At 61.8% G+C, this 19,967-nt stretch carries 24 protein-coding genes; 21 read left to right on the plus strand and 3 right to left on the minus strand.

Annotation, left to right across the window (positions count from 1 at the left end; all coding sequences use genetic code 11):
- Nucleotides 1-228: 228 nt before the first annotated feature.
- The 3 genes from Q355_RS0105425 to Q355_RS0105435 are packed head-to-tail and all read left to right on the plus strand — an operon-like array spanning nt 229 to nt 3,382.
- Entirely contained in the window at nt 229-972 is a 744-nt protein-coding gene (locus tag Q355_RS0105425) for an NUDIX hydrolase (RefSeq protein WP_027876861.1), read from the plus strand.
- A complete protein-coding gene (locus Q355_RS0105430; protein ID WP_027876862.1) occupies nt 969-1,994 on the plus strand; it encodes a bifunctional nicotinamide-nucleotide adenylyltransferase/Nudix hydroxylase in 1,026 nt (341 codons plus the stop codon). The genes Q355_RS0105425 and Q355_RS0105430 overlap by 4 nt, the downstream gene beginning before the upstream one ends.
- The gene (locus tag Q355_RS0105435; protein ID WP_027876863.1) at nt 1,991-3,382 is read left to right on the plus strand and encodes a nicotinate phosphoribosyltransferase; all 1,392 of its coding nucleotides are present in this window, start codon (nt 1,991-1,993) and stop codon (nt 3,380-3,382) included. The genes Q355_RS0105430 and Q355_RS0105435 overlap by 4 nt, the downstream gene beginning before the upstream one ends.
- Here Q355_RS0105435 and Q355_RS0105440 read toward each other — a convergent pair.
- Both Q355_RS0105440 and Q355_RS0105445 read right to left on the minus strand, forming a co-directional pair.
- A complete protein-coding gene (locus Q355_RS0105440; RefSeq protein ID WP_027876864.1) occupies nt 3,379-4,527 on the minus strand; it encodes a phosphopentomutase in 1,149 nt (382 codons plus the stop codon). The two genes, Q355_RS0105435 and Q355_RS0105440, sit on opposite strands and share 4 nt — an antisense overlap.
- Before the next feature lie 64 nt (nt 4,528-4,591).
- Nucleotides 4,592-5,512 (minus strand): LysR family transcriptional regulator, encoded by a 921-nt coding sequence (locus Q355_RS0105445; RefSeq protein WP_027876865.1) that lies wholly within the window; start codon nt 5,510-5,512, stop codon nt 4,592-4,594.
- Between the two features lie 178 nt (nt 5,513-5,690).
- Here Q355_RS0105445 and Q355_RS0105450 point away from each other — a divergent pair, with 178 nt between their 5' ends.
- From Q355_RS0105450 to Q355_RS16165, 7 genes are all read left to right on the plus strand, one after another.
- On the plus strand, nt 5,691-7,133 hold the full coding sequence (locus Q355_RS0105450) for an MBL fold metallo-hydrolase (RefSeq protein WP_027876866.1): 1,443 nt from the start codon (nt 5,691-5,693) through the stop codon (nt 7,131-7,133).
- A 63-nt stretch (nt 7,134-7,196) separates the two neighbouring features.
- Complete coding sequence (locus Q355_RS0105455) at nt 7,197-7,505, plus strand: rhodanese-like domain-containing protein (RefSeq protein WP_027876867.1); 309 nt, start codon at nt 7,197-7,199, stop codon at nt 7,503-7,505.
- 11 nt (nt 7,506-7,516) lie between these two features.
- Complete coding sequence (locus Q355_RS0105460; protein ID WP_027876868.1) at nt 7,517-8,179, plus strand: rhodanese-like domain-containing protein; 663 nt, start codon at nt 7,517-7,519, stop codon at nt 8,177-8,179.
- Entirely contained in the window at nt 8,176-8,517 is a 342-nt protein-coding gene (locus Q355_RS0105465) for a rhodanese-like domain-containing protein (protein WP_027876869.1), read from the plus strand. The genes Q355_RS0105460 and Q355_RS0105465 overlap by 4 nt, the downstream gene beginning before the upstream one ends.
- Entirely contained in the window at nt 8,517-8,870 is a 354-nt protein-coding gene (locus tag Q355_RS0105470) for a rhodanese-like domain-containing protein (protein ID WP_027876870.1), read from the plus strand. The genes Q355_RS0105465 and Q355_RS0105470 overlap by 1 nt, the downstream gene beginning before the upstream one ends.
- Nucleotides 8,861-9,625 carry a sulfite exporter TauE/SafE family protein gene (locus tag Q355_RS0105475; RefSeq protein ID WP_027876871.1) on the plus strand — a complete coding sequence of 255 codons (765 nt, stop codon included), beginning with the start codon at nt 8,861-8,863 and terminating at the stop codon, nt 9,623-9,625. Before Q355_RS0105470 ends, Q355_RS0105475 begins: the two co-directional genes overlap by 10 nt.
- Nucleotides 9,626-9,884: 259 nt before the next feature.
- Nucleotides 9,885-10,337, plus strand: coding sequence for a CZB domain-containing protein (locus Q355_RS16165; RefSeq protein WP_051529323.1), 453 nt, complete (start codon nt 9,885-9,887; stop codon nt 10,335-10,337).
- A 171-nt stretch (nt 10,338-10,508) separates the two neighbouring features.
- Here the strand turns inward: Q355_RS16165 and Q355_RS0105485 are convergent, their stop codons facing one another.
- Entirely contained in the window at nt 10,509-10,988 is a 480-nt protein-coding gene (locus tag Q355_RS0105485) for a TlpA family protein disulfide reductase (protein ID WP_027876872.1), read from the minus strand.
- Nucleotides 10,989-11,406: 418 nt separating this feature from the next.
- Here Q355_RS0105485 and Q355_RS0105490 point away from each other — a divergent pair, with 418 nt between their 5' ends.
- The 11 genes from Q355_RS0105490 to Q355_RS0105540 all read left to right on the plus strand — a co-directional run bounded on the left by Q355_RS0105490 (nt 11,407) and on the right by Q355_RS0105540 (nt 19,919).
- Nucleotides 11,407-11,841 (plus strand): thioredoxin family protein, encoded by a 435-nt coding sequence (locus tag Q355_RS0105490; protein WP_027876873.1) that lies wholly within the window; start codon nt 11,407-11,409, stop codon nt 11,839-11,841.
- Nucleotides 11,834-12,295, plus strand: a complete 462-nt coding sequence (soxY, locus tag Q355_RS0105495) for a thiosulfate oxidation carrier protein SoxY (protein WP_027876874.1) — start codon at nt 11,834-11,836, stop codon at nt 12,293-12,295. Before Q355_RS0105490 ends, soxY begins: the two co-directional genes overlap by 8 nt.
- A gap of 12 nt (nt 12,296-12,307) precedes the next feature.
- On the plus strand, nt 12,308-12,634 hold the full coding sequence (gene soxZ, locus Q355_RS0105500) for a thiosulfate oxidation carrier complex protein SoxZ (RefSeq protein ID WP_027876875.1): 327 nt from the start codon (nt 12,308-12,310) through the stop codon (nt 12,632-12,634).
- A gap of 9 nt (nt 12,635-12,643) precedes the next feature.
- Complete coding sequence (gene soxA / locus Q355_RS0105505) at nt 12,644-13,435, plus strand: sulfur oxidation c-type cytochrome SoxA (protein ID WP_027876876.1); 792 nt, start codon at nt 12,644-12,646, stop codon at nt 13,433-13,435.
- Nucleotides 13,436-13,444: 9 nt separating this feature from the next.
- Nucleotides 13,445-14,023 (plus strand): sulfur oxidation c-type cytochrome SoxX, encoded by a 579-nt coding sequence (gene soxX, locus Q355_RS0105510; protein WP_027876877.1) that lies wholly within the window; start codon nt 13,445-13,447, stop codon nt 14,021-14,023.
- A gap of 56 nt (nt 14,024-14,079) precedes the next feature.
- Nucleotides 14,080-15,786, plus strand: coding sequence for a thiosulfohydrolase SoxB (gene soxB, locus Q355_RS0105515; RefSeq protein ID WP_027876878.1), 1,707 nt, complete (start codon nt 14,080-14,082; stop codon nt 15,784-15,786).
- Between the two features lie 48 nt (nt 15,787-15,834).
- Nucleotides 15,835-16,365, plus strand: coding sequence for a sulfur oxidation c-type cytochrome SoxX (gene soxX / locus Q355_RS0105520; RefSeq protein ID WP_027876879.1), 531 nt, complete (start codon nt 15,835-15,837; stop codon nt 16,363-16,365).
- A 4-nt stretch (nt 16,366-16,369) separates the two neighbouring features.
- Complete coding sequence (gene soxA, locus Q355_RS0105525; RefSeq protein ID WP_027876880.1) at nt 16,370-17,167, plus strand: sulfur oxidation c-type cytochrome SoxA; 798 nt, start codon at nt 16,370-16,372, stop codon at nt 17,165-17,167.
- Nucleotides 17,168-17,203: 36 nt separating this feature from the next.
- Complete coding sequence (locus Q355_RS0105530; RefSeq protein ID WP_027876881.1) at nt 17,204-17,635, plus strand: rhodanese-like domain-containing protein; 432 nt, start codon at nt 17,204-17,206, stop codon at nt 17,633-17,635.
- A gap of 9 nt (nt 17,636-17,644) precedes the next feature.
- Nucleotides 17,645-18,511, plus strand: a complete 867-nt coding sequence (locus Q355_RS0105535; protein ID WP_027876882.1) for a translation initiation factor 2 — start codon at nt 17,645-17,647, stop codon at nt 18,509-18,511.
- Nucleotides 18,512-18,638: 127 nt separating this feature from the next.
- Nucleotides 18,639-19,919, plus strand: coding sequence for an FAD-dependent oxidoreductase (locus Q355_RS0105540; protein WP_027876883.1), 1,281 nt, complete (start codon nt 18,639-18,641; stop codon nt 19,917-19,919).
- Nucleotides 19,920-19,967 lie beyond the last annotated feature (48 nt).

Raw genomic sequence — 19,967 nt, forward strand, 5'->3', positions numbered from 1 at the left:
TGCATTTACTAGCACCACTTGGAATAACACATTACCATAAATTTGCAAAAATCAACACCGCATTCCCTGCCTAAATTGCATTTTGTTTCTAGATATATGTACATTTGTTGAGTAATTGATTTACAAAAGTGCATCAGTGCGTTAACAGCTTGATTTAGCTACATTTTGCATATATGCTTTTTACATATAAGTTGTCTACCAAAGGGGGCCTGTTTGAATCGGCACAGCATGGAAGAGCACCACCTCCCGAATAACCACGATCCAAATGCCTTTGACCGGCCCTCGGTAACGGTGGATGTGGTTATCCTGACCCTGCGCGAAGGGCAGCTCGAGGCCCTTCTGGTCAAGCGCAAGGAACACCCCTACCTCAACTACTGGAGCCTGCCCGGCGGTTTTGTGCAGGCCCAGGAGTCGCTCGACGAGGCCGCAGCGCGGGTGCTGCGACAAAAAGCCGGTCTGGAAAGCGTGGTGGGGATGGAGCGAGAAGGATCTTACAGGCACCCCGTCTACCTCGAGCAGCTCTACACCTTTGGCGACCCTGGGCGCGACCCGCGGATGCGGGTGATCAGCGTGGCCTATTACGCCCTGGTGGAAGCCAGCCACATCCGCGAGGTGGGCGAGGAAATCGCACTGTTCAAGCTGCGCCTGCCAGAAGGCGAAAGTGGCGTGGAAATTTTTGACCACCGGCACAAAAAGTACTCCCTGGCCTTCGACCACGCCGAGATTCTGGGGGTGGCTCTAAGGCGCATTCGGGGCAAGCTCGAGTACACGCCCATAGGTTTTGAACTGCTGCCGGAGCAGTTTACCCTACGCCAGCTCCAGGCCGTACACGAGACTATCCTGCAAAAAAGGCTCAACAAAGACTCTTTCCGGCGCAGGATGCTGTCCTCGGGAAGGCTCGAGCCTACCGGCAAGCTCGAGCGTGGCCTAGGCCGACCCGCCGAACTTTACCGCTTCCGGAGGGCCACATGAAAACCGCTGTATTCATCGGCCGCTTTCAGCCACCCCATCAGGCCCACCTCGAGACCATCACCCGCGCTTTAAGCCGCTTCGACCGGCTGATTGTGGTGCTGGGCAGCGCTTTCTGTCACCCCACCCCCAAGAACCCTTTCAGCGCCGAAGAACGGGCGGCCATGATCCGGGAAAGCCTGAGCGAGTCCAGCAGGCTTCACTTTATCCCCATCGCCGACGACTACTACAACGACCCCCGCTGGTTTGGCAGCGTGCGGGCTGCCGTGGAGGCCCTTACCGGGCCCGGGGCTGAGATCTGTATCACCGGCTACCACAAGGACGAAAGCAGCTACTACCTGCACGGCTTTGGCGACTGGCCCTTTGAGCCCAGCGGTGTGGTGAGCCCGCTCAACGCTACCGACGTACGAAACAGCTACTTTGCCAGCAGCGGCGAGTGGAAAGCTATGGTTCCGGTTGCAGTGCGGCAGTTTATGGAGCAATTTGCCCGCACGCCCAGCTATAGCCGCTTGCAGCGGGAGTGGAAAACCATCCAGCATTACCGTTCGCTCGAGCGGCGCTACCCCTACCCCATCCTCCACATCGCCACCGACGCAGTGGTGCTGGCCCAGGAACAGGTGCTGCTGGTCGAACGCAAAGGGCCGCTGGGCCAGGGAGCCTGGGCCTTGCCGGGGGGCTATGTGGAGCTTAAAGAAACCCTGCTGCAAGCCGCCTTGCGCGAGTTGCGCGAGGAGACCGGCTTGGCCCTGGAAGCCCGGCACCTCAAGGCCACCCAGGCCTTCGACTACCCGGGCCGCAGCCTGCGCGGAAGGGTGATTAGCCTGGGCCACTTCTTCGACTTAGGCGATACCCCACCCCCCGCGGTCGATGGCCAGGACGACGCTTCCAGGGCCTTCTGGCTGCCCCTAGCTGAGCTAGATCCCCACCAGGATCGCTTCTTTGAAGATCACTATCAGCAGATTTGTTGGTTTTTGGGGCGTGCGCCGCACCAGCCCGCGCTGTCCCAAACAAAGGAGCCTTTATGAAACCCCTCAACCCCCACAACCTGATCCTAAACACCGACAGCTACAAAGCCAGCCACTTCGCCCAGTTTCCTAAGGGCATGACCTACGCCAGTTGGTACATCGAAAGCCGGGGCGGCGACTCCAACTTTGTGCGCTTCTTCGGCCTGCAGGCCTTCCTGATCGAGTACCTGAGCAAAGGGGTTAGCATGAGCGAGGTGGAGGAGGCCCAGGCGGTCTTCCTGGCCCACGGCCTGCCCTTCCCCTACGAAGGCTGGCGCCATATCGCCCAGGACTTAGGGGGGCGGCTGCCGGTACGCATCCGGGCGGTGCCGGAAGGAATGGTGGTGCCGGTGCACAATCCCCTGGTCATCATCGAGAGCACCGACCCCAAAGTGCCCTGGCTGCCGGGCTGGCTCGAGACCGCCCTGCTGCGCGCGGTCTGGTACCCCACCACGGTCTGCACCATCTCCTGGAACATCCGCAACACCATAAAGGCCTACCTGGAGAAAACCGCCGACGACCCCCAGGCCGAGCTGCCCTTCAAGCTGCACGACTTTGGCGCGCGGGGGGTAAGCAGCTTAGAGAGCGCCGGGCTGGGCGGCATGGCCCACCTGGTCAACTTCCAGGGCACCGACACCGTCACCGCCCTAGTCTACGCCCGCAACTACTACGGGGCCGAGATGGCCGGCTACTCCATTCCGGCCATGGAACACAGCACCGTAACCAGCTTTGGCCGCGCGGGCGAGGCCCAGGCCTACCGCCAGATGATCGAGACCTACGGCAAGCCGGGGGCGCTCTTGGCGATGGTGATTGACTCCTACAACCGCGAGCACGCCGTGGGTTGGATCATCGGCGAGGAGCTGCGCGAGCTGATACAAAACTCGGGGGCCACCGTGGTCATCCGGCCCGACTCAGGCGACCCGCCTTTTGTGGTGCTGCGCACGGTGCAGACCCTCGAGGCCAGGTTCGGCGCCACCGTCAACCAGAAGGGCTACAAGGTGCTCAAAGGGGTGCGGGTCATCCAGGGCGATGGGGTGAACGCCGATACCATCCGCAAGGTGCTGTTTTTGCTCGAGCAGTGGGGCTACAGCGCCTCCAACGTGGCCTTCGGCATGGGCGGGGCCCTCCTGCAGCACCCCCACCGCGACACCCAGAAGTTCGCCCAGAAGCTGCACCTGGTCACGGTAGACGGCAAGACCTACGGGGTGGGCAAAAGCCCGGTGGACGACCCCAGCAAGCTCTCCAAAAAAGGCCGCCTGGACGTGATCCAAGACGAGCGCGGCATCCGCACGGTGGAGCTGCCCCTGGAGGCCACCCAGCCCCACCCCCAGAGCATCTTGCAGACGGTCTTTGAGAACGGCGCCATCACGCGGCGCTACACCTGGGAGGAAGTGCGCGCAAACGCCTAAAAAACGCTGGTTCCAGGCCCGGCCCAGCCCAGCCCGAAAGCCTGGGCCCAACTCGCAGCCACATCGGCAAAGGTGGCGCGGGTGCCCAGGTTCCGCCCGGCCATCCCCGGCCCCGCTACCAGGAGCATGCCGTACTCGCGGGTGTGGTCGGTGCCGCGGTAGGTGGGGTCGTTGCCGTGGTCGGAGACGATGAACAGATAGTCGTCCGGGCCCAGCGCGGCCAGCAACTCCGGCAGCCGGGCATCGAACTCGGCCAGCGCCTGGGCGTAGCCCTGGGGGTTGCGGCGGTGGCCGAAGCGGGCGTCGAAGTCCACCAGGTTGGTGAAGATCAGGCCGGAGAAGTCCTGGTGCATGAGTTCCAGGGTGCGCTCGAGCCCTTCCCCATTACTGCCAGACTTGACCTCGCGGGTAAAACCCCTATGGGCGTAGATGTCGGGGATCTTGCCCACCCCCACCACCTCCAGCCCGGAGGCCTTGAGCTCGTCCAGCACGTTGTGGGGGGGCTCGAGGGCAAAGTCTTTGCGCAGATCCTCGCGCCGGTAGTACTGGCCGGGCTCGCCCTCGAAGGGGCGGGCGATCACCCGGGCGCAGGCCAGCGGCCCCACCAGCATTGCCCGCGCGACCCGGCACCAGTCGTAGAGGGTCTCGAGGGGAACCTTGCCGATGTGGGCCGCCACCTGAAAGACCGAGTCGGCCGAGGTGTACACGATGGGAAAGCCGGTGCGCAGGTGCTCGTCGCCGTAGTCGCGGATGGCCTCGGTGCCCGAGTAAGGCTGGTTGAGCAGATACCCCTCCACCCCAATGCGCCGGCAGTACTCGGCCAGAAAATCCTGTGGAAAACCCTGTGGAAAAACCTGGAAAGGGTGCTCGAGATGGATGCCCACAAACTCCCAGTGGCCGGTGGAGGTATCCTTGCCGGGGTTGACCTCCCGCATCCGGCCAAAGGCCCCCTGGGGGGAGGCCACCCTGGGCAGGGTGTGCACCCCCGGTACGCGGCCCAGCCCCAGCGCGGCCAGGTGGGGTAGCTCTATCCCGGTCTTGAGCACGGTGTGGTCGAGGGTATCGGCCCCTTCATCGCCAAACTGCGCGGCGTCGGGCAGGTAGCCCAGGCCCACCGAATCCAGCACGATGGTGGTAATCTTCATGTCCACCAGCATACCGGACACCGGTGGGCTGGCTTTGCATCCCCCTACTACAGAGCCTGGAGCACTAAGCACCCACCAGATCACGGGCTGTGCCCAGAGAACGCCACAGCAGCCCCAGCAGTTCGCGGGTGGCAAAGTCCACCGAGGAATCGGGGTAGGAGACCCAGTGCACCCCCAGGGAAAAACCCGCGTCTTCGATGAATAAAAGCCGTAACAAACCGGCCTTTTGCTCGGGTTCCACAAACGAGCGGCTGGCCAGCCCCACCCCCAGCCCGGCGGCGGCCGCGGCCTTGACCCCATACAGGCTGCCGCACTCCAGAAGACGCGCTGGCACAATGCCGTGGCGTTCCAGAAACTGCTCGAGCCGCAGGCGCAGGCGCGAGTTGCGCTGAGGAACCAGCAGGGTCATGCCCTCGAGCTGCCCCAAAGCCACGCCCCCCAGCCCGGCCCAGGGGTGTGAGGGGGCCACCGCCAGCACCACCTCCTCACTGGTCAGGCGCTGAGCTACAAGCGGCTCGGGCAGGGTATCGGTTCCACCCAGCACCAGTGCTGCATCCAGGTCGCGCTGGTAAACCTGTTCGATCAACTCCAGGGTGGTGCCATTCACCAAGCGAAGCTCGCAGCGGGCCTGCTGGGTTTGAGCCCAGGAAATCAGGGAGGCCTGGTAACGCGGAATCAGGCTCCAGGCCAGACCCACCTCGAGGCGGGGGATGCGCTGGTGGCGCTTCTCCTCGATAAAGCGGGTGGCCTGGGCCAGGCTGCGACTCACCGCGCAAGCATAGGGCAGCAGGGCTTTGCCGGCTTCGGTCAGGGTGATGCCCTGGGGGGTGCGCTCGTAGAGGGGCTGCCGCACCGCGTCCTCGAGGGCCTTGAGGGTTTTGCTGACCGCAGGCTGGCTCAGGTGCAACACTTCGGCAGCACGACTCAGACTGCGCAGTTCGGCCACCACGCAAAATACTACCAAGTACCGTGGGTTTAAACGCATAAGAATAGGCTTGTGTAGTATACAGCTTCAACAACCCGGCAAAATCCACCCACAACCCAAAGCCCAACCAGTTCCCTAGCCGCAGGACTTTGCCGACCAATCATTTCACTTATATCCCCTTAGGGTATTTGACAGAATACCCCCTGGGGATATATCCTGGCGGTCAGGAGGTTAGCGCATGCTCTTCAAGCAAATCTACGAGGAAGGACTGGCGCAAGGCAGCTACTTCATCGGTTGTCAGTCGGCAGGTACCGCGGTGGTGGTAGACCCCCGGCGCGATATCCAGGTCTACCTGGACGAAGCCCAGAAGAACGGTATGAAGATTGTGGCCATCACCGAGACCCACATCCACGCCGACTACCTTTCGGGCGCCCGCGAGCTGGCCAAGGCCACCGGGGCTAAGCTGTACCTCAGCGACGAGGGCGACGAAAACTGGAAGTACAAAGGCCTCGAGGGCTTCGACTATCAGCTCGTGCGCGATGGCGACCAGATCAAGCTGGGCAACATCACCCTCACGGTAGTGCATACCCCCGGCCACACCCCCGAGCACATCAGCTTTTTGGTGCAGGACGGCGCAGCCGCCAGCGAGCCGGGCTTCTTCCTGACCGGCGACTTTGTGTTCGTGGGCGATATTGGCCGCCCCGACCTGCTGGAAGAGGCCGCCGGCATCCTGGGCACTGCCGAGCCCGGTGCGCGGCGCATGTTCAAGAGCCTTAAGGAAAAATTCCTCACCCTGCCCGACTACGTGCAGGTCTGGCCGGGCCACGGGGCCGGTAGCGCCTGCGGCAAAGGGCTGGGAGCCGTAGCCAGCACCACCGTGGGCTACGAGCGCCGCTTTGCCTGGTGGGCCGACTACCTGCGTACAGGCGACGAAGAAGGCTTCGTAAAGGCCCTGCTCTCGGGCCAGCCCGAAGCCCCCTACTACTTTGCCCGGATGAAGCGGCTCAACCGCGACGGGATGCCCATCCTGGGACGCTTGCCCGAACCCCCCCATCTCACCCCCGAGCAGTTTGAGCAGCAGCTCAAGCAAGGGGCCTTGCTGGTGGACACCCGCGACAAGCTGGCCTTTGCCGGCGGGCACCTAAAGGGAGCCATCAACATCCCGGCGGGCAAGAGCTTCAGCACCTGGGCCGGCTGGCTGCTGCCCTACGACCGCGACCTGATCCTGCTGGCTGGCCCCGAGCGGGTGGGCGAGCTGGTCAAGCAGCTTATTCGCATCGGGCTGGATCGGGTGGTGGGGTATATCCCGGGCCTCGAGGGCTACGCGCAAGGCGAGCTCGAGACCGTTCCCCAGATCACCGCAGCCCAGGCCAAGGCCCTGTGGGAAAAGGGCGAGGCCGCCATCCTGGACGTGCGCGGGGCCGACGAGTACCAGGCCGCTCACATCCCCGGAGCCCAGAACATCCACGCCGGGCGGGTGATGAACAACCTGGAGCGCATCCCCAAAGACAAGCCGGTGGTGGTGCACTGCCTGGGCGGCGACCGCTCCTCCACCGCCATCAGCGCGCTGATGGGCGCAGGCTTTACCAACCTCATCAATCTCACCGGCGGCATCCGGGCCTGGCAGCAGGAGGGCTTCCCCATCGAAAAAGGCTCGGCCCGCGATCTTGTAAGCGCCTAATCGATACACCCTCGTATCGGGCCCCTGGCTCTAGCTGGGGGCTCCCCCTACAAACCAAGCACTATGAATCTATCTGTCAAAACCGCCTATCAAACCCTGGAACGCTTTCAAGTGGTGGACATCCGCGAGCCCCAAGAGTGGGCCGAGGGGCTCCTGCCGGGGGCTTTGCGCCTGCCTTTGTCCAGGCTAGAGGCCCTGGCCCCCCTGTACCTCGAGCGCGAACAGCCGGTGCTCCTGTACTGCCGCAGCGGCAACCGTTCGCAGGAAGCCCGTCAAATCCTGCAAAACCTGGGCCACCCCAAGGTCTGGCACCTCGAGGGCGGCCTCAAAGCCTGGTGTGAAGCCGGCATTCCCTGTGCAAGCCCCGTCTAAGGAGGACACTCATGCTTACTGCTCCATACAAAGACATCAACCCCCAAGAAGCCCGCAAGCTGCACGAGCAAAACACTCTTTTTGTTGATGTGCGCGAACCTGAGGAGTTTGCCCAGGTGCGCATCGAGGGTGCACAGCTCATCCCCTTGTCGGAGTTTGCCGGACGCTATCAGGAACTGCCCAAAGATCAGCCGGTGGTGCTCTACTGCCGCAGCGGCAACCGCAGCGCCCAGGCCGCAGCCTGGCTCTCGGCCAAGGGCTATACCAACCTGCTCAACCTCGATGGGGGCATTATGGCCTGGTACCAGGCCGGGCTGCCGCTGGATACCGAGCCCCTCGAGGCCACCTACCAGGACACCGCCTTCACCGAGCTCACCCCCCACGAAGCCCAGCAGTGGATTCGGGAAGGGGCCTATGTGGTGGACGTGCGCGAACCCTACGAGTACGCCATGGGGCACGTGCCCGGCGCGGTCAACATCCCCCTGGGGCGCTTTGTGAGCGAGGTGGGCAAGCTGCCCAAAGACCGCAGGCTGGTGGTGGTCTGCGCCTCGGGAGGCCGCTCCGCGCAGGCCTCTGAATATCTGGTAGGGCATGGCTTCGCCAAAGAAAAGGTGGGCAACCTCGAGGGCGGCACCTACGGCTGGATGAGCGCAGGGCTCGAGGTAGAGCGTTGATCGGCTGGCTCAAAAACCTGCTGGGGGGTGGGGCAGCAGTGGGCCGCCTCAGCCCTGCTGAGGCCTACGAAAAGGCCAGGGCCGGGGCCATTATCCTGGACGTGCGCACCCCATTAGAGCGCAAGGAAGGTAAAATCCCTGGCTCACAGGCTCTACCCCTCGACAAGCTGGCTAGCGAATGGGAGAAACTGCCCAAGGATAAAGAGATCATCTGCCAGTGCCGCAGCGGCGCACGCAGTGCCCAGGCCGCGCGCTTTCTGGCCGCCAAGGGCTACAAGGTCTACAATCTGGTGGGCGGCCTCGAGGCCTGGAAACAGCACAAGCTCCCGGTGAAGTGATGTACGACATTTTCCCCAACGAGCTTTCCCTCTGGCAAAAACGCGGTGCGCTGCTCTTGGATGTGCGCTCACCGGAGGAGTTTGCCAGTGGGCACATTCCGGGCTCGCGTAACCTTCCCCTCGAGCAGCTCCTAGACACGCCCCAATCCCTAAAAAGCCCTATCGTAACCATCTGCGCTACGGGCAGCCGGGCAGGGTTGGCTGCGGAGGTGCTGGGGTACGAGGGCTTCGAGGTGGGCAAGCTGGTGGGGGGCATTCAGGGGTATAGGGCCCTGGGATACCCGCTCGAGCGCTCCACTCCCCCAGAAGAGGTCGAGGTGCCCTTTAGACCCGAGGAGGCTCCATGCTCCTAGCCTGGATGGGTGCAATTCTCATCGGTCTGGCCCTGGGGATGCTGGGCTCGGGGGGCTCGATTCTCACCGTGCCCATCCTGGTCTACCTGGTGGGGGAACCCGACAAGCTGGCCATCGCCGAGTCGCTGGCTATTGTGGGCCTGATCGCCTTGGTAGGGGCTGTGCCCTACGCCCTGAAGGGCCTGATCGACTGGCGCAATGTGCTGTTTTTTGGCCTGCCGGGCATGGCCGGCACCTACCTGGGGGCCTATTTTTCCAAGTGGGTGCCGGGGGTCTGGCAGCTGGGGCTGTTTGCGGTGGTAATGCTGCTGGCCGCTTACATGATGTTCCGCCCACCCAGGCTCGAGGCCACCCCGCAGAAGCGCGCCTACTTCAAGATTGTTGTGGATGGCCTGGTGGTAGGCGTCCTGACCGGCCTGGTTGGGGTGGGCGGGGGCTTCCTGATTGTCCCGGCCCTGGTTTTGCTGGGCGGGCTGCCCATGCACCTGGCGGTGGGTACGAGCCTGCTGATTGTAGCGATGAAGTCGGCCAGCGGCTTCTACAAATACCTGCACCTGCTGCCCGAGCAGGGCTACACCGTACACTGGGACATCGTGCTGATCTTCGCGGCGCTGGGCATCGCGGGCAGCTTGTTTGGGGGCCGCCTGGCCGCCTCCATTCCCCAGCTTGCCCTGCGGCGCGGCTTCGCCGGGTTTTTGGTAGTGATGGGGGTTTTTATCCTGTGGCAGAACCTGCCCAAGGTGTTACATGGCTAGGCCAGGTTACGGTTGAATCCAGCTCCCCAAAACACATTTGCTCAAGAAAAAACGCCTGGGCTCTGTGGCCCAAAGCCTAGTTTTTTCGGGGCAACCAGTGTGGTACAACCATCACTCCTGCACAATTTCGCGATGCATACCAACTTTAGAGCTTTTATAGGGGGGCCTCGCGTTTCGTTACGCGATGCAATGGCACATAACGCCGCAACAGTGGACTTTTTGCACATTTGTTCCACAAACTGCATGTACCATGCCACTTATGAACCTTTTTGATTGGCTCCGCAACTGGGGCCGTAAACAACCCACGGAGGCCCCCAAATTAGAATCAGAAGAACAACACTTCATGGGCCTGGATGTGCAGGCGGTCATTAATACCCACCTGGCCTGGCGCAAACGGCTCGAGGACTGCATTCTAGGTCACTCCAACGAAGAGCTAGACATCAGCGTCATCATGCAGGACAACCAGTGCCAGCTGGGTCAGTGGCTTTATGGTCAAGCCGCTCGCAGCACCCTGGCCCTGCATCCCGAGTTTGCGGCCCTGCGCGAAACACACCGTACTTTCCACCTGTACGCTGCACGGGTGCTACAGACCCTGCGCATGCGGGGGGTGGAGGCCGCTCAGACCATGCTCGAGACCGAATTTGACCGCCTGTCCAAAGACATCGTGTTCAACCTGGCCGCCCTCATGCACAAGGAGCGCACCCTCCATTAAAACCTTTGCCCAATGGTAGCCGCTGTGCGGCCAGAGCCAGGCCGTTGCGGCTATTTTTTGGTGTTGCAGTCCAGCGAGGATTCCTGGCGATACCTCGAGCCGGCCCCTATCGCACACTTCACTGGCGCGGCCCCTCATCCGGGAGGATGATGCTGAAGGGTGTCTAATACCTTACTGGTAGCCCGCCAGGGCCAGGTCGTCCTTGAGGGACTCCACCTCCACCTTGCCGGCATAAACGTTCACCACCCTGCCCTCGCCATCGAGCACAAAAGTCCAGGGCTGGCCCAGCGCCTTATAGCGGTTGGCCACGGCCACCGGGTTGTCGCCACCCGGCTGGGCCAAAAGCGGGAGAAAGCGCGGGTAGTTTTTCATGTAATCCCGCACCACCTGCTCGGTATCGCGCGGCTCCCGGCTAATCACCACAAAAGGCACCTGATACTCTTGTGCAATCTGGTGCAGCTTGGGGAACTCGGCCCGGCAGATAGGGCACCAGCTAGCCCAAAACGTAATCACCACCGGCTTGCCCTTAAAGCTGGCCAGGGTGTACACCTTGCCAGAGATATCCCGCAAGCGAAAGTCGGGTGCCACCTGCCCCGGAGAAACGGCCAGGCCCACCGCAAACAAAATTAAAGTTGCCAACCAGCGTTTCATGCTTCCTCCCATTGAGTTGATACCTATAGTGGGTATGCCACTTTGAATTAAATAGCAAGCTCCCTCTGCGCACAAGGGGTTGGGCCACACGATCCACAAAAAAACTTTCAACATCCTGGCAAATACGGCTTGTAGAAGGCTATTGTGCACCGCGCCGAGGTGGTTGCTTGGTAGAGGTTTGGCTGGTTAGTTGCTTCTTGCAAAACTCATCAAGTCACAACAGCAACACCCGGTGGAGGGACTTGAATAAAAATAGTGATGAGGGCTATATTAAAAAGGAATAGGGTCTACGATAATGCATAAAAAGTGTATGTAACACCTCATTGGTTGCCCTTAGGCAGCGGTGGCACCTTAATGGGGAGTTGACGTGTATACCCCCAGGCAGTATTAATGGGTAATCGATAAGCTAAGGTTTGCTATGCGATACATTTTGTTATCAATCATCGGGGCCTTACTGACGGCCAACGCCCAGGGGGTGGATTTTGACCGCTGGTATCCCTATGCCCAGGCCAGCCAGTATGCCCAGATGCACGGGCGCATCCTGATGGTCTATTTCTGGAGTGGGGTCTGTCCTTACTGCGACCAAATGAACACCCATGTTCTTTCCGACCCGGCGGTCTCGAGCGTCCTCGAGCGCCGCTTTGTGGTGGCCAGCGTGGACAGTCATAGCCCCGAAGGACGCGCCCTCAGCGCGCAAATGCGGGCATTTGGCACCCCAAGTTTTGTCTTCTTCGTACCCCAGGGGGGTACGTTGAAAGAGGCGGGTCGGCTCTTTGGTAGCCGTACCCGTGCACAGTTTCTGAGCGAACTGCAACAGATCTGTGCGAAAGTGGGAGGTGAAGGTTGTGGATAGAAGAAAATTTTTGAAAGCATCGGCAGGGGCTGTTGCCGGAACCCTGTTGGCTCATCAGCTCACCTCGGCACTGGCCCAAGGGGGCCTCGAGGGCGAGGATATTGCCAACCTTGAAAAGGGCTTGCAGCAAGTGCTGGGCAAGAGCTTCAAAGACTTGACAGCCTCGCCCCAGGTTAAGCTGGTGGCCCCTACCATCGCGGAGTCGGGCGCCAACGTACCGGTGGAGATCGAGGCCAGCCTGCCCGCCGACCAGGTCAAGGCCATTCACTGCTTCAGCGACAAAAACGCCAATCCCCTGCTCTTCACGGTCGTTCTTAGCGGGGTCTTGCCCTACTACGCCACCCGCGTGCGGGTCGCCGAAACCGCCCCGGTACGGGCCGTGGTCGAAACCAAAGACGGCAAGTTCTTGATGGCCTCGCAGTCGGTACGTGTCACTGTAGGCGGTTGCGGTTAAGGAGGCATGCTTATGGCGATTAACATTCTGGTTCGTTTCACCCCAGCTAAACCCAAAGCCGGCGAAGAGGTTCGGGTGCAGGTCGTCGTGCAGCACCCCATGGAGCCTGGTACCCGTAAGGATGCCAATGGCAAGCTGATTCCAGCCGATTACATCAACGAGGTCAACATTACGATGGATGGGCAACTCATCGCCCAGGTCAAGCCCGGCCCCGGCACCAGCGCCAACCCTTTGTTTGCTTTCAAGATGAAGGCCAGCAAAGCGGGCCAGCTTAAGGTCACCTGCAAAGACCTGAACGGCCAAACCGGCGAAAGAACCGCAGACCTGACCCTGGCCTAGGAGGTTCGGATGGGTCGCTTCTGGCGTTTGGTAGGGGCGGTTGCTCTAGCCCTTTTTAGCCTGATGGTGTTGGCCCAGGAAGAAGACGATCCGGTCAAGGAGGCCGAGAAGCAGAAGAAGCAGCTTCTGGAGCAGAGCGGGGGGATTCTTCCCAGCGACCTTTATGTAGAGCAGGGCGAGCAGTTGTTCAAAGCCAAGCGTGGGCCCAAGCAGGTGAGCCTCGAGGCCTGCGACTTTGGCCGAGGGCCGGGGAAGCTCGAGGGGGTGGTGGGGCGGCTGCCCCGCTACTTCTTCGATACCAGGCGGGTCGAAGACCTCGACTCGCGCATTCGCACCTGCATGATTCGCCTGCAGGGCTTCCGCCCTGAGGAAATTCGGCGTGCTGACGTGGTAGCCATTGCTTTCTACCTGGCCTCGCTCTCCAACGGGCAGCCGGTCACGGTGCGTCCCTTGATGCCCCAGGAGAAAAAGCTCTACGAGCTCGGCGAGCGGCTCTTTTATCTGCGGGCTGGCCCGCGCGACATGGGCTGTGCCACCTGCCATGTGACCTACGTGGGCAAGCGGGCGGGGGTTCTCCCCTACTCCGACATCCTCAAGGACAAGCGAGCCGCCAGCCACTGGCCGGCTTTCCGCTACTCCAACGACCAGGCCTGGACCATGGCCGATCGTATCCGGGCTTGCTACAGCAACCTCAGCATGCCCGCGCCCGACTTCTACTCCGACCCCATCATTGCCCTGACCCTCTTTATGAACGTCCAGGCCAACGGGGCCCGGATGGATCTACCCGGTTTCATACGCTAGGGAGGTTTTGTGCGGCGCTTTTACATAATTACGTTGCTCCTCATACTCCTTGGCCTGGCCAGCGGCCAAACCGGCCCGTCTTACATCACCCCGGAACTCCAGCGGCTGATCCAAGCGGGGGGCCAGAACTACTCGAATACCTTGCTCAGACAAGCCTCCGACCAGGCCCTTTGCTCCATCCACCGCAATAGGCTACCCGCCGATGTGCTCGGCCCCTTCATCGAGGCCCAGCGCCAAACCATCAAGTACCCCGCCGATGGCAAGCTGATGGGCGACTGGAAAAAAGGCGAAGCCATCTTCAACACGCTGGCCCGCGGCAACTGCTTCTCCTGCCATGTGGGCTCGCCACTCAACATCGGCGGCAATGTGGGGCCCAGCCTGGAGAAGTACGGCCAGCGCGGCACTTCCGAAGCAGTTCAGAAATATACCTACGAGGTGATCTACAACACCTGGGCCTACTTCCCCTGTACGGTGATGTACCGCTTCGGGCATAATGGTTTGCTTAAACCCGAGGAGATAGCCGACGTGGTGGCCTACCTGCTCGACCCGGCCTCGGACTTCAACACCAAACCGGCGCTTAAGCGCTAGTTGCCTTAGCCGCAGTGTGTTCCCTGGCGGGCGCATGCCTGGGAAATGGAGGTGCAATGACCCGACGTGAACTGGTACAACTCTTGCTGGCCTTGGGTATTACCTCCCCCAAAGCCTTTGCCCAGGCCATGGAACGCCCCGAGGCGCTCTACGACCTGCCCCCCTTCGGCAATGTTACGCTGCTCTTCAACACCGACCTGCACGCCCAACTGCGGCCCCACTACTTTATGGAGCCGCCCAACCTGCTGGCGGCCAAAGCCCTGGAAGGCAAGCCTGGCTATCTGGCCGGTGAGGCTTTTTTGCGCTACTACGGTATCCGACGGGGTAGCCTGGAAGCCTACGTGTTTTCCTCGGTAGACTTTGCGGCCCTGGCCCAGCGCTTTGGCCCGATGGGCGGTGGGGCCTACATCGGCGCCCTCATCAAACAGCAAAAAGCCCAGGCAGGGGAAAAGCGCACCCTGGTGCTGGACGGCGGCGATACCTGGACCAACTCCGGCATCTCGCTTTTGACCAAGGGGCAGGTGGTGGTGGACTGGATGAACCGGGTGGGTTTCGACCACATGGTCTTCCACTGGGAGTACACCCTGGGCCGCGCGCGGGTCGAGGAGCTGGTAAAGCAGCTGCAGGCCCAGATCGTGAGCTTCAACATCGTGGACGACCTCTTTGGCGACCCCATCTACGAGCCCTACGCCATCCACGAAATCGGGGGCTACACCCTGGGCATCATCGGCTCGACCTTTCCATATGTCAAAGTCTCACACCCCGAGGAGTTCTCCGAAGGGCTTTCTTTTGGGATCCGGGAAAACGAGTTGCAAAAATACGTAGACGAGCTGCGAGGCAAAGGCGTGGATGCGGTGGTGCTGCTCTCGCACAACGGCGTGCCGCTGGATCTGGCCCTGGCCGGACGCATCAAGGGCCTCGACCTGATTTTGACCGGCCACACCCACGACTTCACGCCCGCCCCCATTCGGGTGGGCCAAACCTGGCTGGTGGCCGGGGGTTCGGCGGGCAAGGCTGTGGTGCGGGTAGACCTGGAGATGAGGAAAGGCGGGATTGCCGATATACGGGCCAAGACCCTGCCGGTCGCTACCAACCTGATTAAGCCTGACCCTGGGCTCGAGGCCTTCATCCGCGAGGCCTACGCACCGCATCTGGACTACCTCGACCAGGTGCTGGGCACCAGCGAAACCCTGCTGTACAAGCGCGACTCCACCTACTCCACCCTGGACGAGCTGGCCGGTCGGGCGGTTCGGGCGGCCTACCCCGAGGTGGAGGTGGCCTTTAGCACCGGCACCCGCTGGGGTACGGCCATTCTGCCGGGCCAGCCCATCACCATGGATAAAATCCTGGCCTTCACCGGCTTCACCTACCCCGAGGTCTACGTGTTCAAGCTCAAGGGCGATCGCCTGCAGGCCGTGCTGGAAGACGTGGCGGCCAATACCTTCAACCCCGACCCCTTCTACCAGCAAGGGGGCGACATGAGCCGGGTTTTTGGGCTCTCCTACGACCTGGCGGTGAATGCTCCCACCGGCCAGCGCATCCGCAACGTGGCCATCCAGGGCCGTCGCCTGGACCCCAACCGGGAGTACACCCTGGCCTCGTTTGGCGGGCGCCTCCAGCGCAGTGGCACCCTGGTAGAAAAGTACACCCCCCGCCCCATCTACGACCTAATTGCCGAGTATCTCAAGCAGGTCAAAACCGTAAACATCCCCCCACGCCCCAGCATGCGGGTGCTGGATCAACGCTATGTATTGCCCGGATAACCAGGAGGACAAGAAGTGAGGAAAAGATACGTGTTAGGACTTTTGGCCATGCTGCTGGCGGGGCTGACCCTTTCGCAGCAAAGCCCCTTTCAGCAGCGGGTGCAGCAGGCCATCCAGAGTGGCGGCAGCAAGTTTGCTGAAACCATGAAGCAAGACCCCGACCAAGCCCTGTGTTCGCAGTACCGCGACAAGCTGCCCCCCGAACAGGTAGGGGCTTTCCTCGAGCGCCAGCGGGCCCTGATTAAGTACCCCGCCGACGGCAAGCTGATGGGCGACTGGAAACAGGGCGAGGCCCTTTTCACCAATCCCCGCAAGGGCAACTGCTACGCATGTCATACCGGCGACCCCAAAGAAGCGGGAGCTGGCCGCATGGGGCCGGGGCTGGTGGGGTATGGTGCCCGTGGCACCAGCGAGGCGGTGGTCAAGTACACCTACGACAAGATTTACAACGCCTGGGCTTCCATGCCCTGCTCGCTGATGTACCGGGCCGGTCATCACGGCATCCTGACCCCAGAAGAAACCGCCCACGTGACGGCCTTCCTGCTCGACCCGGCCTCGCCGGTGAATGCCAAGAGGTGATGCCATGCAGAAGCGCAGCCTGTGGATCGGATTTTTGTTGGCGCTGGGGTTGGGCCTGAGCATCGCCCTCACCCAGCAGCAAGAGGTAGACCCCTACAAGGAAGCCGAGCGACAGCGGGAGCTGTTCCGCCAGACTGCCGGCATTTTGCCCGGCGAGCTCTATGCCGCCCAGGGCGAAGAGCTTTTTGTCCAGAAGCGCGGGCCGAAGAATGCAAGCCTCGAGGCCTGCGACTTTGGCTTAGGGCCGGGGAAGCTCGAGGGCGCCCTGACCCAGTTGCCGCGCTACTTTGCCGACACCAAGCGGGTGGAGGACCTCGAGACCCGCATCGTGAGCTGCATGGTGCGGCTGCAGGGCTTTAGACCCGAAGAAATCAAGCGCGACGATGTAAAGGCCCTGACTGCTTACGTGGCCTCCAAGTCCAGCGAGATGCCCATCAATGTAGTACCCAAAACCTCGCAAGAAATCGCCATGTACAACATCGGGCGTGAGCTATGGTACCACCGGGCAGGCGACCGCGACATGAACTGCGCCATCTGCCACGACAGTTACGCCGGGGGCAAGGTGCGGCTGTCGCCGGTACGCAGCCCCCGCCAGGGCCTGTCCAACGAGTGGCCGGCCTACCGCTTCGAGGCCGACAAGCTCTATACCCTGGAAGACCGCATCGCCTTCTGCTATGAGTCGGTGGGCATCGCCGCACCCGAGTTTTATTCCGAGCCCTACATCGCCCTTTCCATCTACATGCTAGCCGAGGCCACCAAGGGCAAGAACAAGTTCACCGAATTGCCGGGGTTCACCCGCTAGACCAGGCCAAGCCGGATTTGGCAAAAGGAGGTGCTTATGCGTAGAGGTTGGATCCTGCTGGTACTGCTGAGCAGCTTTGGGCTGGCTCAAGAAATGACCCCTGGAGCGCTGCTCCAGATGGGCAGTTTTCTCAAGAAAATCAACCCAGCCAGCTACCTGCTCTACGCAGCCGAGGCCAAGGATTTTGTGGAGGTCTTTGAGCCATTTATCCTGGACGTTCGCACCGCCGAGGAGCGCTCGAGGGGGTTCCTGCCCGACTCGGTGCATATCCACATCAGCCAGCTCCCCGATCGCTTGAGCGAACTGCCCAAAGAGAAGGATCGGCCCATCCTGGTGTACTGCGGCACCGGCCACGTCAGCGCGGTAGCGGCGGCGTATTTGCGGGCCCTGGGCTACCGCGAAGTCAAGAACCTGAACGGGGGTTTTCGGGCCTGGCTCGAGCTGGGCCTACCCGTACAGAAACCTTAGAGGAGGCGTATGAAGATCAAGTGGATGTTGTTGTTGGGTTTTATCCTCTCGCTGTCGGCCCTGGCCCAGTCGCTGGAAACCAGCCTGCGCGGTGTTAGTGTGACCGACGCCCAGGCCCGGGTCGAAGCGGCCGTCAGTGCCCAGGGCCTCAAGGTGGCCCGTACCTTGAACCTGGGCGGGCAGGTCAAAAACTTTAAGGCCGACTTCCCCGACTATCTGCTGATGGTGCTGGAGCCTGAAGCCGGGGTGCTGGCTGCGGTGCAGGAAAACGTGATGACCGCCATCATCCTGCCGCCCACCATCTACGTGCACGCCGCCCGGCCCGGGGTGGTCACGGTGGGCACCTTCGACCCCGACCTGATGTTTGCCATGCTGGGGGTCAAAAACAGCAAAAGCCGCTTGTTGGGGGCTAAGCTCAAAGCGGTTATTGCCAGCCTGGGACTGCCCCGCAAGGTGGCCCCGGCCATGATGCCCGACCCCAGCTCCGGCATGATGCCGGCGCTGATGTACTGGGTCGAGGGGGGTAATGTGGACGAACTGACCCTCCTGATCGAAAGCGAGCTGGGCAACAACGGCCTCAACGTGCTGCCCTCGGTCAAGATGGGCGAGGTGGTGGGCATCCAACCCTGCAAGAGCGAGTGGGCCTACGAGATGTTCATGGCCCAGCCTGCCGGTGGCTTTGCCGCCCCGTGCCGCTTCTTTGTGGCCCCCATGCCCGGTGGCGTGCTGGTAGGGGCCATCGAGCCCATGCTGATGGGCATCATGCCAGGGGTGGCGCAGAACCAGAAAACCATGGGCATGCTGCAAGAAGCCCGCCGGGTGATGAGCCAGATTCTGGAGGGGGTGGGCGGCCAGCCCTATCGCCCCCAGCAATAGGCGTTATAACTCAGCGTTATGGCTTTCGTAAGCTTGGATATAATCAGATAAACTTTCCGATAAGCCCAAGCCTACGAAAGCTGCCGGAGAGATAGCCTCCGGGGTGGCTCGGGTCACGGGAGGAAGCATGAGCAAGGTAACGCGTCGTAAGGTTCTCAAAGCAGGTGCGGTGGCGGGGGCCGCTGCAGCCAGCAGCGCCTTTGCCCAGGAGTTTTTTAGCAAGCCCAGCAGCGTGCTGGGGCCGGCCAGGGGCAACCGGGTGGTGATCATCGGTGGGGGCTGGGGGGGCGTGAGCACGGCCCGCCACCTGCGGCGCAAAAACCCCAACATCGAGGTGGTGCTGATCGAGAAAAACCCCGCCTTTATGTCCTGCCCCATGAGCAACCTGTACCTGGGCGGGGTAAAAGACCTCGACTTTATCGTCTTCGATTACGCCAACGTAGCCAAGGCTGGGGTCACTATCGTTAACGAGCGGGCCATTGAGGTCAACCGGGCCGGTCGCTACGTGCGCACCACCAGCGGCATCATCTTCTACAACTACCTGGTGGTCTCGCCCGGCATCGACTACATGTACGAAGCCATCCAGGGCTACAACGAGGTTAAGCAGTTTTTGCCGGTGGGCTTTAAGCCCTGGGAGCACATCGCCCTCAAGCGCCAGCTCGACAACTTCGAGGGCGGCGACCTGGTGCTGGCCATCCCCAAGCCCCCCTACCGCTGCCCGCCAGGCCCCTATGAGCGGGCGGCCATGCTGGCCTACTACCTCAAGACCAACCAGATCAAGGGCAAGGTGATTGTGCTGGACGCCAACCCCGGCCCCATCTCCAAGGGCCCCGGCTTCACCGCGGCCTACAACGACCTGTACAAGGACTACATCCAGTACATCCCCCAGGCCGAGGTTACGGCCATTGACTACGCCAAGAAGGAGGTCAAAACCCCGCTGGGCGAGTTCAAGTTCGATCTGGCCAACATCATCCCGCCCATGAAAGCCGGCGAAATTGTGCGCACCGCGGCGCTGGGCGACCGCTGGGCCAACGTGCGGCTGCCCACTTTCCTCTCCGAGCGGGACGACCGGGTCTATATCATCGGCGACGTGATCGGCAACGTGCCCTACCCCAAGAGCGGGCAGGTGGCCTACAACGACGGCAAAATCATCGCCGAGCACATCGCCCAGCGCATCGCTGGCAAGCGCCCGGACGAAATTGCCAACCCGCTCCCCGACAACATCTGCTACAGCTTTGTGAGCAGCGAGGAGTCTATTTGGGTATCACATAAGCACAACTGGGACGAGGCCGCCCGCCAGATTCGGCAGCAATCTACCGTAGACAACAACCGCTCCAAGCCCAACGGGGCACTGGCCTTGGAATGGGCCCGGGGCCTGTGGGGCGACATGTTTGGCCCAGGGGCCTGAGCCTGGGCACCGGGGTGGGGCGAGCCCCGTCCCACCCCACCATAGGAG

The sequence above is a fragment of the Meiothermus cerbereus DSM 11376 genome, from assembly GCF_000620065.1.
GTDB classification, from domain to species: Bacteria; Deinococcota; Deinococci; order Deinococcales; family Thermaceae; genus Meiothermus; species Meiothermus cerbereus.

Coding starts and splice junctions, on each gene's coding strand:
- Q355_RS0105440 (WP_027876864.1), bottom strand. CDS start 4,527: ATGAAGATTACCACCATCGTGCTGGATTCGGTGGGCCTGGGCTACCTG.
- soxA (WP_027876876.1), top strand. CDS start 12,644: ATGGGTCGCTTCTGGCGTTTGGTAGGGGCGGTTGCTCTAGCCCTTTTT.
- Q355_RS0105535 (WP_027876882.1), top strand. CDS start 17,645: ATGAAGATCAAGTGGATGTTGTTGTTGGGTTTTATCCTCTCGCTGTCG.
- Q355_RS0105530 (WP_027876881.1), top strand. CDS start 17,204: ATGCGTAGAGGTTGGATCCTGCTGGTACTGCTGAGCAGCTTTGGGCTG.
- Q355_RS0105490 (WP_027876873.1), top strand. CDS start 11,407: ATGCGATACATTTTGTTATCAATCATCGGGGCCTTACTGACGGCCAAC.
- Q355_RS0105445 (WP_027876865.1), bottom strand. CDS start 5,512: ATGCGTTTAAACCCACGGTACTTGGTAGTATTTTGCGTGGTGGCCGAA.
- soxA (WP_027876880.1), top strand. CDS start 16,370: ATGCAGAAGCGCAGCCTGTGGATCGGATTTTTGTTGGCGCTGGGGTTG.
- Q355_RS0105470 (WP_027876870.1), top strand. CDS start 8,517: ATGTACGACATTTTCCCCAACGAGCTTTCCCTCTGGCAAAAACGCGGT.
- Q355_RS0105435 (WP_027876863.1), top strand. CDS start 1,991: ATGAAACCCCTCAACCCCCACAACCTGATCCTAAACACCGACAGCTAC.
- Q355_RS16165 (WP_051529323.1), top strand. CDS start 9,885: ATGAACCTTTTTGATTGGCTCCGCAACTGGGGCCGTAAACAACCCACG.
- Q355_RS0105485 (WP_027876872.1), bottom strand. CDS start 10,988: ATGAAACGCTGGTTGGCAACTTTAATTTTGTTTGCGGTGGGCCTGGCC.
- Q355_RS0105475 (WP_027876871.1), top strand. CDS start 8,861: ATGCTCCTAGCCTGGATGGGTGCAATTCTCATCGGTCTGGCCCTGGGG.
- Q355_RS0105425 (WP_027876861.1), top strand. CDS start 229: ATGGAAGAGCACCACCTCCCGAATAACCACGATCCAAATGCCTTTGAC.
- soxZ (WP_027876875.1), top strand. CDS start 12,308: ATGGCGATTAACATTCTGGTTCGTTTCACCCCAGCTAAACCCAAAGCC.
- soxX (WP_027876879.1), top strand. CDS start 15,835: ATGCTGCTGGCGGGGCTGACCCTTTCGCAGCAAAGCCCCTTTCAGCAG.
- Q355_RS0105450 (WP_027876866.1), top strand. CDS start 5,691: ATGCTCTTCAAGCAAATCTACGAGGAAGGACTGGCGCAAGGCAGCTAC.
- Q355_RS0105455 (WP_027876867.1), top strand. CDS start 7,197: ATGAATCTATCTGTCAAAACCGCCTATCAAACCCTGGAACGCTTTCAA.
- Q355_RS0105460 (WP_027876868.1), top strand. CDS start 7,517: ATGCTTACTGCTCCATACAAAGACATCAACCCCCAAGAAGCCCGCAAG.
- Q355_RS0105540 (WP_027876883.1), top strand. CDS start 18,639: ATGAGCAAGGTAACGCGTCGTAAGGTTCTCAAAGCAGGTGCGGTGGCG.
- Q355_RS0105430 (WP_027876862.1), top strand. CDS start 969: ATGAAAACCGCTGTATTCATCGGCCGCTTTCAGCCACCCCATCAGGCC.
- soxB (WP_027876878.1), top strand. CDS start 14,080: ATGACCCGACGTGAACTGGTACAACTCTTGCTGGCCTTGGGTATTACC.